This window comes from Pseudomonas sp. R1-15 (genome assembly GCF_051132085.1).
In the GTDB taxonomy this organism is placed as follows: Bacteria; Pseudomonadota; Gammaproteobacteria; order Pseudomonadales; family Pseudomonadaceae; genus Aquipseudomonas.
The window spans coordinates 4,577,952-4,589,983 of sequence record NZ_CP071660.1 but is presented as its reverse complement, the minus strand read 5'-3'; the positions used below and the strand labels follow the sequence as shown (position 1 = coordinate 4,589,983).

At 58.2% G+C, this 12,032-nt stretch carries 16 protein-coding genes; 6 read left to right on the top strand and 10 right to left on the bottom strand.

Translation table 11 applies throughout. The annotated features are described in order from the left end of the window. Positions 1–114: 114 nt before the first annotated feature. Positions 115–1,137, bottom strand: coding sequence for a transporter (locus J3P97_RS20595; RefSeq protein ID WP_434672663.1), 1,023 nt, complete (start codon positions 1,135–1,137; stop codon positions 115–117). 46 nt (positions 1,138–1,183) lie between these two features. Here J3P97_RS20595 and J3P97_RS20590 point away from each other — a divergent pair, with 46 nt between their 5' ends. Continuing rightward, the gene (locus J3P97_RS20590) at positions 1,184–1,321 is read left to right on the top strand and encodes a hypothetical protein (protein ID WP_434672662.1); all 138 of its coding nucleotides are present in this window, start codon (positions 1,184–1,186) and stop codon (positions 1,319–1,321) included. On the opposite strand, the gene J3P97_RS20585 is transcribed toward J3P97_RS20590, so the two are convergent. Then, positions 1,318–1,623, bottom strand: a complete 306-nt coding sequence (locus tag J3P97_RS20585) for a PepSY domain-containing protein (protein WP_434672661.1) — start codon at positions 1,621–1,623, stop codon at positions 1,318–1,320. The two genes, J3P97_RS20590 and J3P97_RS20585, sit on opposite strands and share 4 nt — an antisense overlap. Before the next feature lie 121 nt (positions 1,624–1,744). Beyond that, positions 1,745–2,872, bottom strand: a complete 1,128-nt coding sequence (locus J3P97_RS20580; protein ID WP_434672660.1) for a glycerophosphodiester phosphodiesterase — start codon at positions 2,870–2,872, stop codon at positions 1,745–1,747. Between the two features lie 237 nt (positions 2,873–3,109). Between J3P97_RS20580 and J3P97_RS20575 the strand changes: the two genes are divergently transcribed. Then, on the top strand, positions 3,110–3,436 hold the full coding sequence (locus tag J3P97_RS20575) for a DUF2025 family protein (protein ID WP_434672659.1): 327 nt from the start codon (positions 3,110–3,112) through the stop codon (positions 3,434–3,436). Between the two features lie 280 nt (positions 3,437–3,716). Here J3P97_RS20575 and J3P97_RS20570 read toward each other — a convergent pair whose 3' ends face one another. Together J3P97_RS20570 and J3P97_RS20565 are read right to left on the bottom strand one after the other, a co-directional pair. Then, positions 3,717–4,025 (bottom strand): antibiotic biosynthesis monooxygenase family protein, encoded by a 309-nt coding sequence (locus tag J3P97_RS20570; RefSeq protein WP_434672658.1) that lies wholly within the window; start codon positions 4,023–4,025, stop codon positions 3,717–3,719. Continuing rightward, positions 4,022–4,732 carry a CTP synthase C-terminal region-related (seleno)protein gene (locus tag J3P97_RS20565; RefSeq protein ID WP_434672657.1) on the bottom strand — a complete coding sequence of 237 codons (711 nt, stop codon included), beginning with the start codon at positions 4,730–4,732 and terminating at the stop codon, positions 4,022–4,024. The genes J3P97_RS20570 and J3P97_RS20565 overlap by 4 nt, the downstream gene beginning before the upstream one ends. Before the next feature lie 14 nt (positions 4,733–4,746). On the opposite strand from J3P97_RS20565, the gene J3P97_RS20560 reads away from it, so the two are divergent. Then, positions 4,747–5,694, top strand: coding sequence for a LysR family transcriptional regulator (locus tag J3P97_RS20560; RefSeq protein WP_434672656.1), 948 nt, complete (start codon positions 4,747–4,749; stop codon positions 5,692–5,694). Positions 5,695–5,697: 3 nt separating this feature from the next. Here J3P97_RS20560 and J3P97_RS20555 read toward each other — a convergent pair whose 3' ends face one another. Continuing rightward, positions 5,698–6,306, bottom strand: coding sequence for a TetR/AcrR family transcriptional regulator (locus J3P97_RS20555; RefSeq protein ID WP_434672655.1), 609 nt, complete (start codon positions 6,304–6,306; stop codon positions 5,698–5,700). A 187-nt stretch (positions 6,307–6,493) separates the two neighbouring features. Here J3P97_RS20555 and J3P97_RS20550 point away from each other — a divergent pair, with 187 nt between their 5' ends. After that, on the top strand, positions 6,494–7,540 hold the full coding sequence (locus J3P97_RS20550; RefSeq protein WP_434672654.1) for an MBL fold metallo-hydrolase: 1,047 nt from the start codon (positions 6,494–6,496) through the stop codon (positions 7,538–7,540). Between the two features lie 10 nt (positions 7,541–7,550). Here the strand turns inward: J3P97_RS20550 and J3P97_RS20545 are convergent, their stop codons facing one another. Next, positions 7,551–7,868: a helix-turn-helix domain-containing protein gene (locus tag J3P97_RS20545; protein WP_434672653.1), complete on the bottom strand. Its 318-nt coding sequence runs from the start codon at positions 7,866–7,868 to the stop codon at positions 7,551–7,553. A 301-nt stretch (positions 7,869–8,169) separates the two neighbouring features. Here J3P97_RS20545 and J3P97_RS20540 point away from each other — a divergent pair, with 301 nt between their 5' ends. Next, positions 8,170–8,865 carry a DUF6933 domain-containing protein gene (locus J3P97_RS20540; RefSeq protein WP_434672652.1) on the top strand — a complete coding sequence of 232 codons (696 nt, stop codon included), beginning with the start codon at positions 8,170–8,172 and terminating at the stop codon, positions 8,863–8,865. Positions 8,866–8,910: 45 nt separating this feature from the next. On the opposite strand, the gene J3P97_RS20535 is transcribed toward J3P97_RS20540, so the two are convergent. Next, entirely contained in the window at positions 8,911–9,903 is a 993-nt protein-coding gene (locus J3P97_RS20535; RefSeq protein ID WP_434672651.1) for a hypothetical protein, read from the bottom strand. Between the two features lie 317 nt (positions 9,904–10,220). On the opposite strand from J3P97_RS20535, the gene J3P97_RS20530 reads away from it, so the two are divergent. Next, entirely contained in the window at positions 10,221–10,634 is a 414-nt protein-coding gene (locus tag J3P97_RS20530) for a helix-turn-helix domain-containing protein (RefSeq protein ID WP_434672650.1), read from the top strand. 306 nt (positions 10,635–10,940) lie between these two features. Here J3P97_RS20530 and J3P97_RS20525 read toward each other — a convergent pair whose 3' ends face one another. Together J3P97_RS20525 and J3P97_RS20520 are read right to left on the bottom strand one after the other, a co-directional pair. Continuing rightward, positions 10,941–11,135 carry a DNA-binding protein gene (locus J3P97_RS20525; RefSeq protein WP_434672649.1) on the bottom strand — a complete coding sequence of 65 codons (195 nt, stop codon included), beginning with the start codon at positions 11,133–11,135 and terminating at the stop codon, positions 10,941–10,943. A gap of 194 nt (positions 11,136–11,329) precedes the next feature. Next, entirely contained in the window at positions 11,330–11,839 is a 510-nt protein-coding gene (locus J3P97_RS20520; RefSeq protein ID WP_434672648.1) for a BRO-N domain-containing protein, read from the bottom strand. Positions 11,840–12,032 lie beyond the last annotated feature (193 nt).

Genomic DNA, 12,032 nt, shown 5'->3' with positions numbered 1-12,032 from the left:
CAGCCCTTTAGCCATTCAATGCGGTGCATCAGGAAAAAACTTACTGCTGCGCAGCCGAGCGGGAGCAAGCTCCCTCGCCACAAAAGCTCATACGAGCGGCAAACAGGGATCGATTCAATAATCACGGCGCTTGCGGAACGCCCAGCGTCCGGCGATCAGCGTGAACGTCGCCACCAGTGCAACGAGAATCCAGAAGCCGTGCGCATCATCGGCCAGCGGCACGCCGCCGACATTCATGCCAAAAAAACCGGCAATAATGTTGATGGGCAAGGCCAGCACCGTGACCACGGTCAGGGTGAACAGCGTGCGGTTGCTCTGTTCATTGAGGTTGGCGGCGATTTCTTCCTGCAGCAATTTGATCCGCTCGCCCAACGCGGTGAGGTCGTTGATGATCAGGGCGAATTCCTCGGTGGATTTGCGCAGCTCCTTGACGTCTTCTTTCTGCAACCACTGTGGCGGGCGATTGAGCAGACGCAGCAACGAACCCGGCTCCAATGCCAGCAGGCGTTGCAGGCGCACCAGTATCCGCCGTTGGCTGCCCAGTTCGGCGCGGTTGTTGGACACCCGCGAGGACAGCAACTGGTCTTCGATCTGGTCAACGCTGAGGCTGGTCTTGCGCACGATCTGGGTCAGCACTTCGCCCTGGTCGCGCAGCAAGTGCACGAGCAGTTCCAGCGGCGAACGGAAGCACTCGCCAGCCTTGACCGACGAACGCAGCTTGTCCACCGAGTGCAATGGCTGCAGGCGTGCGCTGATTATCAGCCGACTATGAACGCAAACCCACAACGTGGACACGTCCGAAGACACCAGGTTGCTGAGGTTGAATACCACATCGTTGACCACGGCCAGCAAGGCCGAGTCGACGTGCTCGATGCGGGTCGAGCGCGAGCCTTCGTGCAGGGCTTCGAAAAACTCCTCGGGCAAGGCCAGATGGTTTTTCATCCAGCGCTCGCAAGCGGCATGAGCCAGGTTCAGATGCAGCCAGAGGAATTCGTCGGCGTCCTCCGGTTGCTGCAGGCATCGCAGCGCCTGGGCCGAATCGATCTCTTGCCCGCGCTCGCCGGGGCGGAAGCGAAACCCGTAGAGCAGGCCGAACAGATCCGGATCGCGGTGGCTTTGATCGATGCTGTGATTCATGCGGGCTCGCTGGCGGGAGTGCCTGCCGTGGTGACGGCAGGTTCACTTGAGCGGCATCATTGCAGGGTTGTTTGAAGGTTTTGTGACGGTTGGACTGGGTTGGCGGGTCAGCAGCGATTTATTTTCGGATGCAAAAAAGCCGCGCAACCTGGAAGTTGCGCGGCTTCTTTGTACGACTGATTAAGTATCTTGTTTGTTGCTCAGGACTTTGCCGGTTGTTGCATCGAAGTCAACGTCGAACTCTTTGCCATCGGCAGTTTTCAGTTCCACTTCATATTCGTACCCGTTGAAGTGATTGTCCAGGTCGGTATCGGTGATGGTAGCGCCTGGGTGCAACTTCAGGGCTTCGGCATTCATCGATTCCAGCGACTTGATCTTGCCGTCCTTGACCAACTGAGGAACCTGGTCGATTCGTACATCAGCATGGACCAGGCCGGCGGTGAGGGTCAGGGCGGCAGCGGTGAACAGGGCAGTCAAAGTTTTCATATTGTCTTTCCTTGGTGTCGTTAAGGTTGATTCGTTTAAGTGGGTTCAGATTATCTCTGGCAACTTAACTCACCCTTAATTCGGAAAACTTGCAGCGAATGCGCCGATCCGCTGCTGTCCGTCAGTAACCGTTCTTCTGCAGAAGTTGCGTCACGCTGCCTGTTTCAGGACGTTTGAAGTACTTGAGCAATTCGCTGGCCCGGTTGGTGAAAATGCCGTCCACACCGGCATCCATGACTTTCTTGAAGTCTACCGGCTCATCCACCGTATAGACATGTACCAGCAAACCCTGATCGTGGGTGTACTGGTTCATCCAGGGTTTCACCAGATCCGCATAACTCTGGCTGCCGCCGTGGGTCAATGCTGCCGAAGGGCCGGTGCCGATGGCGCCCTGGGCCTTGGCGTACTGGACCCATTTTTCGAATTCGGCCTTGTCCTTGGGCTCCTGTTTCGCGTAGTAAACCGCCTTGTCGGTCTCGCCGGACTCGGCAAACGGCACCTTGGACTTGGGCTCGATATTGCCTTCGCCGACCCACAGCAACAGGATTTTCGGCACCTTGGGCATTTCCTTGTGCAGCAGTTCCAGGCTGCCCTTTTCGAAGGTCTGCAATACCACCTTGCCTTTGCCCTGGCCCACACCGAGGGCGCGCTTGGCCAGCTTGGAACCGGACGGGCTCAGCCAGCCACGGTCCTGGAGCTTGTCCTTCAGGTCGCGCTCGATGCCCGGGAACAGCTTCGGTTCCTTGGTTTCGATGTAAAGCCCGGGCTTCTGTTGCGGGTTGCCCTCGGCGATATTGATGACCTCATCCAGGGTCAGGATCTTCAGGCCGACAAAGGCAGGACGCGCACGCTCCGGGTAGGCCGCGTTGAACCAGCTGCCGGCATCCAGCGTCTTGAGTTCGGCCATGGTGAATTCGTTGGCGGTGCTGTCCTTGCGCTCGGGAAACTTGGTGGCGACATCGGTGGTGCGCAGCAGGCTATCGTCGTGCAGGACGAACAGCACGCCATCCTTGCTGCGTTGCAGGTCGAGCTCAAGGTAATCAGCGCCCAGGTCACGGGCCAGCTTGTAGGCCGCGGCGGTGGACTCCGGCGCATCGAACGAGGCGCCGCGATGGGCGATGACCGCGGGATGGGGGATGCCCTGCTGGGTTGCCAGGGCCTTCGGACTTGGCACTTCGGCGGCGTGTGCCGGGCCGAAACCGAGCATCAGGCTCAACATCAACGCGCTACGGGTAAAGGTGACGGGCATGCTCGAGTTCCTTTCGTGGGTTCTGTAAAACCTCTCTTTTAACAATTGAACGCTGCGGACGCTATCGCCATACCGACATTGACCTATGCAAGAGGAATTTTCCCACGCATTTTCGAGCCGCTTTGAAGTACCCTTGGTCACACCAGTTTCCCCGGTAGAGGGAAACCTCACTGTTCGCCTGCCTTGCGTGTAAACCATCGATCAGACGTCTCTCGGGACGCATCCATGAGGTTTACCATGCGCACCACTTCGACACTCATCTGCCAGGCCGCGGACCAGCTCAGGGGCTTCGTTGGCCTGAATCGCAAGACCAGCCATTACATCGTGCGTTTCAGCGAAGACTCCTTTGGCATGGACGTGGCCGCCAGCGGCATCATCCCCACTTGCGAATTCGTCTGGACCCCTGCGGCAGATGGCGCCATGGCGCTCAAGCGCGAGCGAATCCAACTGCTGCTGGACCAGAACATCGACGACCGGATCAACCTTACCGAACCGCTGCGGGTGTACATGGCCCGCCAAGACTTGCCGGAAATCGTAGCGGTGCGGCAGATGGTGGGAGGTTGAGCTACAAAACCTGAACTGAACCGAGAACCGTGTGGGAGCGAGCCTGCTCGCGAAGGCGTTGGATCAGTCAACATCGCGGTGGCTGACATACCGCCTTCGCGAGCAAGCTCGCTCCCACAGGGGGGGGGGCGAGCCCGATATCTGGGTTCAATGCGGACCAATGTGGGAGCGAGCCTGCTCGCGATGGCGTTGGGTCAGTCAACATCGCGGTGGCTGACATACCGCCTTCGCGAGCAGGCTCGCTCCCACAGGTTTTGTGTTTTGTTTCCTGGCATCAGGTTTAGCGTTGGAAGGCATAGTCCCGTTCGACCTTGCACACCCGCGTATGGCATTGGCTGTACCAGGTGGAGCGCCCACGCTCACGGATCGCGCGGTGTTCCGGATGCTGCTTCCAGGCCAGGATCGCTGCTTCATCGCTCCAGTAGGACACGGTGATTCCCATACCATCATCGCCACGGGCCGATTCGACGCCCAGGAATCCGGGCTGCTCTCGGGCAAGGTTCAGCATGCGTTCGGCGGCTTCGGCGTAGCCTTGGTCCCCTTCGGTACGCAGGGAGGTGAAGATCACTGCGTAATAATGGCCGTTCATGGCATTTTCTTCGCGCAGGCTTCGACAAACGCTTTGACCAGCGGCGGCACCCGGCCTTCCAACGCGGCACGTTCAGGCTGGAACAGCGTTGCGACAAAAAACGGATGATCGCGCAGCTCTACGGCCCGCAGGTCCCCGGCCGAATCTCGGGCCACGGCGTGCAAGTGTCCATTCAGCAAATCCTTTTCAAAATGCGGATTGACCCCGAAGCGGCAACGGTAACCTTCGAACGCTGTCGCGCAGCCATAAGCCTTGGCGATCAGCGAATCCACTTCGAGCTGAAGGCTGTCGATGGTTTCGATCAAGGCGCAGCTCAGCGGCGTCAGCAGCGCCCGTTCCGCCTCTGGAGAGGTTTCGCCATGGGCGGCGTTGGTCCAACCCAACACATTGCGGGCATATTCCAGTACGGCATGCTGAAAACCACCGCAGGTGCCGAGGAACGGGCGCCGCTGTTCGCGGGCAAAACGGATGGCTTGCAAGGCCCCGCTTTCGTTCCGGTAAGGACTGCCGGGCACGCACCAGATGCCATCGAAGTCATAAAGCAGCGTGTCATCGACGATGAGATCGGTGGCCAGCCATTGGAATCCGATGTCATGGCTGGTTTGCTTGCCAGCCAGCTCAAGTGCGAGGGGGATCGCTTGGTGAGCGGTGATTTGCGGGTCATGATCGCCGATCAGGGCGATGTGGATGGGACGCTTTTTTTCCATGAGAGTCTGGCCGCTTGTTGATTCCTGGTCGCCACTATAGATTGGCGTTCACGCAATCAATATTGGCGTTTACCCAAGTGTTCAATGCAGCGACGCAATATCGACTGGGATATCCCGACCTGTGCCTGATCCTGGCGCTGGTCCGTGGCGGCTCGCTGGCCCGGGCCGGGCGGCTGCTGGAGGTGGATGTGTCGACGGTTTTCCGCTCGGTGCGCCGTTTGGAAGCGGCCCTGGGCCAGCCCTTGTTCGAGAAAAGCCGTTCCGGATATTTACCCACGAGCCTCGCGCAGGCATTGGCCGAGCAGGCCGAGCGCGCTGAGCAGGCGCTGGAAGCCGCGCGTGTCGGGGTGGAGCAGGGCGGCAACGTGGTGAGCGGCACAGTACGCCTGACCTGTACCGACTCGGTGCTGCAGGCATTGCTCCTGCCCGCGTTGGCGCGGTTCATGCCCGCCTATCCGGCGTTGACCCTGGAACTGAGCACCACGAACGACTTCGCCAACCTGAGCCGTCGCGATGCGGATATTGCCTTGCGGCTGACCCGCACGCCGCCGGAGCATCTGGTGGGTCGAAACCTGGGCCCCGTGGTTTACCGGGTATGTGCCGGCGCCACGTATTTGTCCTCGGCCAATGCGGATGACCTGGCCGCCATGACCTGGATCGCGCCGGACGATTTCCTGCCGGATCACCCCACCGTGACCTGGCGCCGCCAGCACTTGCCTGGCGTGGTGCCTGCCTATCGCTGCAACAGCATGCTTTCTGTGACTGAACTGGTGCGAGCCGGTCTGGGCGTTGCGGCGCTGCCGGATTTCCTGATCGATGGCAATCAGGGCCTGACGCCCATTGGCGAGCCCTTGGCCGGGTATGACACGGCGCTCTGGTTGCTGACCCGGCCGGATTGCCGCGCGTTGCGCTCGGTGGTGACGCTGTTCGACGAGCTGGGGCGCAACCTGCGGCTGAACTGAGGTTTAGAGCTGGTAGCAGGCGAGGAACATATCCAGTGCCGATTCGATCACCTGCGCCTGTTCATGGGGCGCCAGGCTTGGTTGGCCCATGGAAATCTGCGGCCAGAAAGCGAACGTCTTGATCAGCCCGTGCATCTGCTGGGCCGCAAATGCCGGGTCGACGGGTTTCAGCCGGCCATCGGCCTGGGCCATGCGAACCCAGACGGTCAGGCCTTCTTCACGCTCGCCCATGCGCGCAACCATGTCCTGGGCCCGCTCGGGGGAATGAATCGTAGCGGCGATGGCGATGCGCGCCAGGTCGAGGAAATTCTCGTCGGCCAGCATCTGCAGTTTGGCGTGGAGCAGCGTTCGCAGCTGATCGCGCAGTGGTGTCTGCGAATCGTAGGGCGTGAGCTGTTCCGCCGTGATGCTGTTCCACAACCGATTGAGAATCTCGGCGAACAGCTCTTCCTTGCTTGGAAAGTGGTTATACACCGTGCGCTTGGACACCCCCGCGGTCGCCGCGATCTTGTCCATGCTGGTGATCTCGAAGCCGCTGCTGCGGAATTCGGCAATCGCGGCCTGGAGAATAGCTTCGCGTTTTCGCTCGGTAAGGCGTTGCGGTACGGTCATGGGCACTCGTCGGCTGGAAAGGGAGAACTTACACTCGGCAGTTTACTTGCTCCCGGGATTCATGCAATCTAGAAACTACACCGTCCGGTGTAATTTTTGCCAAGCGGCTGAGCGTGCATGCAACGGCCATCCAGCGTCCCACGACGGCGAAGCGCATCTGCGTTGACGCCCTTGGAGTTATCGCACCATGACCACTCCCTCGTTTCGCACCGACAACCCCTCATCACGGCATGAGCAAGGCAAGTTTCGCAATCATGCCTTCACTCCGCGCGAAGGATTCGGTACGACCCTGCGCGTCATCTGGAACATGATTTTTCACAAGCCGCGAACCACACGGCCCGCAGGCACCATCGAGGTCAAGCCGCTGACCCGGGACGCTCTGCTGGCCGCACCGAACCACAGCGTCTTCCGCCTCGGCCATTCCACGGTGCTGCTCAAGCTGCGAGACAAGTTCTGGCTGACCGATCCGGTGTTCGCCGAGCGTGCCTCACCCGTGCAGTGGGCCGGTCCGAAGCGTTTTCATCAGCCGCCCATCAGCCTGGAAGAATTGCCGCCGATCGAAGCGGTGATCCTGTCCCACGATCATTACGACCACCTCGATTATCAGGCCATCCTCAAGCTGGCGGCCAAGACTAGCCACTTCCTGGCGCCTCTTGGCGTCGGCGACACCCTGATCAAATGGGGCGTCGATGCCAGCAAGGTGCGTCAGCTGGATTGGTGGCAAGGCACCGAGGTGGACGATATCGAGTTCATCGCTACGCCATCCCAGCACTTTTCCGGACGTGGCCTGTTCGACAGCAACAGCACCTTATGGTCGTCCTGGGTCATGATCGACGGCGCCACGCGGATCTTCTTCAGTGGCGACACCGGTTACTTCGACGGTTTCAAACGCATCGGCGAGCAATACGGCCCCTTTGACCTGACGCTGATGGAAACCGGCGCCTATAACGTCGACTGGCCCCACGTCCACATGCAGCCGGAGCAGACGCTGCAAGCACATATCGACCTGAAGGGCCGCTGGCTGCTGCCGATCCACAACGGCACGTTCGACCTGGCGATGCACGCTTGGTATGAGCCTTTCGACCGCATCCTGGCCCTGGCCTGGGAGCGCAACGTCAGCATCACCACGCCACAAATGGGCGAGGCCTTCAACCTGGCGCAACCGCAACGGGGTCGCGCCTGGTGGCTGGACGTGGAGCCCTCGGTTTATCAGAACCAGACCGGCGTGGCTTGATAGCGGGCCGCTACTCGATCATGGCGTAGTCCGCCCGCTCCATCGGGTTGGGCGTCGCGCCCTTGATATTCATGCCGCGCCCAGGAGTGAAGCCGGGGAAAAACACCAGGCCTTCGGCCTCGAATCGAAACGCCAGGGCCAGGCGGGTGACATCGAGCAACTCGCCGCCCGCCTCGAAACGTCGGATGGCCTGGACCGAGACCCCGGATTCACGGGACAGCTCGTCGACACTCCACCCCAGCATGGCTCGGGCCTGTGCGCTGTGGGCAGGGGTGAATTGATAGACGGCGATGCGTTCCAGGGTGGTTTTGATTGCGAGAGAGGCCATGGGGGTACTCCAAAGCTGTGGATTCAAAAATACTGTGTTTTTGTACAGTTGTTTTGATCCCGCTTCAATCTCATTTTCTTGATCAATGACCAGCGGTCATTTCCGGCCGGGTGATCGGTGCGTGACCTAGTACCCGACGAAACTCTTTGAGATTGCTGGTTGCATATGATCTGCTGAGCGATCAGGAACTGGCGGTTCTGAACGAGGAGCTACGTGAGAGGATTTCTGACGCTATTCGCCAACCCTTCGAGATTGAATGGGCCGAAGACGCCTAATATTTCCAGCATTTCCGAGAGCCAAAATGTTGATCTTCAACTGCACCGAAGCAGCCAGCAACTTTTTCAGCCGTGTGAGCAAAGGCAAGAAAATCACCCCGGTGGAAAGACCACCATCGCCTGTTATCGAGGACGATGAGCTGGGTGAATTTGCCGAACAATGGCTCGTTCATGCGATCACTGTGCAACGAAAACACGTGTTGTTCGTCATCCACGTACGAACCCGCTACTGCATGATTTTCGCCGATGCTAAAAAGGCTGACATCGAAGGTTTTATCCGGCGGTTTTCCGAACGATGGATAGAAGGCCTGATGCGTCAGGCGGGGCTGCACGATCTTCTTGACTGGGTTGACGACGAACTGATGATGGAGCGTTTCCAGGAGAGCTGTCGCGAATACGTTTTTTACAGGGGCGGTCATCGCGGTGCGCAAAAGCACATCAGCGAGATTTCCTGGACGTTCGAGGACTGCGCCGCTGAATGGGGCACGTTACCCTCTAATGAGGTCTCTGCCGGCCGCTTTGATGGCAGCATGAACGACGTCCCCAGAGGCAGTAAGGAATACAAGGGCTATCAGTACCCGGATGAAGAGATGATTGTTCACTGGTTACGACGTTATGGCGGCCTGGATGAATCAGCGGCCCAGGCAGCACATGAGCGGCACATTGAAGTGAAACAGGAGATCTGGGCGTACGAACGCGAACTTGCCCGGGAAACGCAATGAACTGAAGGTCGGGAATTTGCTGCCCGAATCAAGGCCCTGGCTTTTTTAAAGCGACTCAGTCAGTCCGGGCGCCTCCCGAATAATGAAGTGATCCAGGTTCTCGATATTGGCACTGAACACGCCGAACGTCTGCTCGGGGTTCTTCTTGCTCGGCACCTGCTGCAACTCCGGCGTCACGCCATAAAAGAAGCAATACAACGGCGCGTCACTGTCGATGGCGTGTTTGATCTCTTCCAGGAACGCCTTGCGCTTGCGGTAGTTATCGATCAGCTTCTTGCTCAGGTAGACGTTGACCGAGTAAGGCTTCTTCTTCGCCTCGTCCGGCTGTTTGAACCAGACCTTCGCTTCGAAATCGATGCGAAAGCTTTGTGTGTAATCCTTGATCTGCTTGATCTTGCCCCAGTAGATCAGTCCCTTGTTATCCAGCAAAAAGTCGATCTTCTTGAAAAAGGAACTGTAGGGCGCGGTGTGCTCGCCAATCTTCAGCGGCATGCGCTTGAGCAGATCCTTGTTGTCGAAATTCGAGACGAAACATTCCACCGGATGGGCGAAGACGCTGGTCTTGTCGGGCGTCGAGTCCTGAGCGGAATGGGCGTTGTCACCGTGGGACGATGGAAGGTTCGACGTGGGCCGAGTCGCATCAACATTCTTCGGCTGATCCGGCGGCTTGCGAATGTACTCACGCCGAGTCAGTAACAGCTCCGACGGGAAATGCTCTTCACGGCCGTCATCCGTTTCTGCCTCGCCACTCCCCACCCCCAACCCCGGCGTCTTCGGACTGACATACGGGCAACCCTCGATATGCCGGGTAGTTGGCTGATTCTTGAAATGTGGCGTGCGGATGTAATTGACGTTCTTGGCGTTGAACGTCGTCAGCCGATTCTCCTCATCAAACGCCGCCCGACACACATCGTTGGGGCACTGAAAGCGCTCCTTGGCCGAGTCGAATGCCATGGTCTCGTCGAAATTAAGATCCCGAACGTCATAGATCGAAAGCTTGGCATCGAGGCTGAGGCAGTAGGCAGTGTCGAATTTCATCGGGGCTCGGGTCCGTGAGAGGAAGTGTATTAATACCGAAGGACGCGGCGGGCTGCACCCAAAGTTTCAGACACACCACAAAACTCTGTAGGAGCGAGCCTGCTCGCGATGCCCAAAACCAACCCGACCATCAAGCCTGCCCTCTACTTGCGCCCTGACAGCAACCCGTGGCGAGGAGATTTATCCCCGTTGGGCTGCGAAGCAGCCCCCGTTCTGCAGTTCCTTACACGGAGCAATCGGAACTATAGTGCCGGTTATAGCCCGATCTCTCATATAGTCGGCAATAAAATGCCGGAAACAGCGACTAGGAAACTTCGATGAAAGAGACAACCGTCGAACAACGCAGGGAGATTATTGCCGACATCGTCATGCAGCATGTGACGGGAATTGAAACCCTGGGAACCGCTATCCGCCGACTACGGCTTGAAGTGACCGGGCTGGATCAGGAAACCTTTGCTGTCATGTGCAAGATGTCGACCAAGGCCCTGTACCAGATCGAGAAGGACAAGGGTAACCCGACCATCAACACGCTCGAATGTATTCTGAGAAAGTTCGGGCTGCGACTGGGGCTGACGAAGGCTGCAACATCCATCTACGCACCGCCTCCACAGAAACGAAAAGCGGATCCTGAAACGCCTGTTCGCGGCGCTAATCCCCGACGCAAAACCGCAGCGCAGTTCGGTAGCGTTGTTACGAAGACCAAGGATGGGGGCAAGGGTGCGACCGATTAAGTGACATTTCCTCAGGACAGCGACTAGAAGCGTCAGCTAGAACCTATCGAGCACTCAAGCTTGGTCCACCTAAATCAATGGAGCGGTGTATGAGCGAGCAACTGCGAGTAACCCTACACGAGGCAAAGTCCCAGCTCTTTCAACTGGGTGCACGTGCATGGTAGGGCGACAGGGTGGTAATCACCAAGGCCGGCACGCCTTATCTGGATTTGCTGCCCCATACTGTTACACCGTTGGCGCGCAAGCCTGGGCGGTTGAAGGGGAAGATTTGGATGTCGACAGAGTTTGACCGCTCCTCCAAAGAAATCATTGATGATTTTGAGGGTGACCAGCTCTGAGTTCAGACGAGTCTTCTTGCTCTAAGACTTCAGCAGACACCTCGGCTATGCAGGCCTCATCGAACTCCCGCATAGTGGCCATGTCGATAGCGCCGATTTTCAGCAGCGCTTCGGCCGAGCTGTGAATCGACTCGAAGGCCTCAGTTCTTATTTTTTTCGTCATTACATGTCTCCTTGGGTCTTTTGTCCAACAAGCTGGACTGGCACTGGTGCTCTCAAAATTACGGAGCTTGCCGGGTAGCCGCCTCAACTCCCGTGGCGAGGGAGCTTGCTCCCGCTGGGCTGCGCAGCAGCCCCAATTCCATCCCCAAACAAACACCGCCGCCCGAACACGGACGACGGCTTCTGCTTGAACGCTCAAAACCCTCGCATAATCCGAGAGGCTTTCCGCCACCAAGATTCATGCTGGCTAAACGGATCATCCACCAACACCGCTGGCATATCCCGCAAGCGAATCCATGGCTCATCCTGCCAGTGCAGCATGCAGAGCGACATCTTCGGCCAATCCAGCACACTCAACATCGGCCGCTCCACCTTATGCGAGTAGCGCTCATCCCGCAGGGTTGGCACCACCTGATGCGTGATCCATTCACGCAGCAACCGATACTCAGGACAGTAGTGATAAACCAGCAAGGCATAGACGCCCGACTCGCTCAGCATCAGACGCTCTTCGGTCAAGCCGTGGATGTGCATGAGCATCATCCTGCGCTGGTCAGGATCAAGCTTGCGGGTCATTCGTTCATCGAGGTGCTTACTCATCAAACGCCCCAAATCGCACGCGCTGAACCAAGCTTGGTTTTCAACCAGAAGGGCATGCAGATGAATATTGTGTCGAATAAATTGAGTAGGAATCAGCGGATCAGGCATGACAGACCTCCAGAAGCGGCTGTGCATGAGCTGACGAGCGGGTAGGGCCGGTTACCTTCGTCGTGAAGGTCAGGTTTGTAGGCATATCCTTTACCTCTGGCTGCTTTCTTAGGGCATTCGTTATGGGTGTCGGGAGCTAAGAAACCCACCAGAGACGGGCCGGACATATTCCCCTTTCGGGTCTTGTATTCGC